Genomic DNA, 617 nt, shown 5'->3' on the forward strand with positions numbered 1-617 from the left:
GTAACAAGGTAGCCGTATCGGAAGGTGCGGCTGGATCACCTCCTTTCTATGGAGATTTGAATCATTGAAATACATGGTTCTAATCCAAGGTCGACACATCTGGCATTATATACTAGACGGAGCTTATGTGCTTGCTGTAGTATTACAACCTACTTACATTGCTTAGTTTTGAGGGAATACCTCAAATGGGCCTATAGCTCAGCTGGTTAGAGCGCACGCCTGATAAGCGTGAGGTCAATGGTTCGAGTCCATTTAGGCCCACCATTATTTTGTTGTTTTGATTCGAGGTAACTCGGATTTTTTTAAATCAACAAATGAAGTTAACATTCAATGTTAACTAAGCGACTCACACAAAATCGTAGATTTTGGTTCGCTGCTTATAATATGGGGAATTAGCTCAGCTGGGAGAGCACCTGCCTTGCACGCAGGGGGTCAACGGTTCGATCCCGTTATTCTCCACCATTTATGTTCTTTGAAAACTGCACAGAAGAAAGCAAAGTAATAATTCTAATAGCAATATTAGGGTGATTACCGAGCATGTTAGGATTTTTTGAAACATTGTATATTCTTGTTTTAAACCTTGAATATACCACCAACTAAAGGTTGGCAAGAAATAG

At 40.2% G+C, this 617-nt stretch carries 2 tRNA genes; both read left to right on the forward strand.

Going from position 1 to position 617, the window contains the following annotated elements:
• The first annotated feature begins 187 nt into the window (after positions 1-187).
• A tRNA-Ile gene (locus QSJ81_RS25670) sits at positions 188-264 on the forward strand.
• A 122-nt stretch (positions 265-386) separates the two neighbouring features.
• Positions 387-462: transfer RNA gene (locus QSJ81_RS25675), tRNA-Ala, on the forward strand.
• Positions 463-617 lie beyond the last annotated feature (155 nt).

Origin of the sequence: Pelosinus sp. IPA-1 (assembly GCF_030269905.1) — a bacterium.
Lineage (GTDB): Bacteria > Bacillota > Negativicutes > DSM-13327 > DSM-13327 > Pelosinus.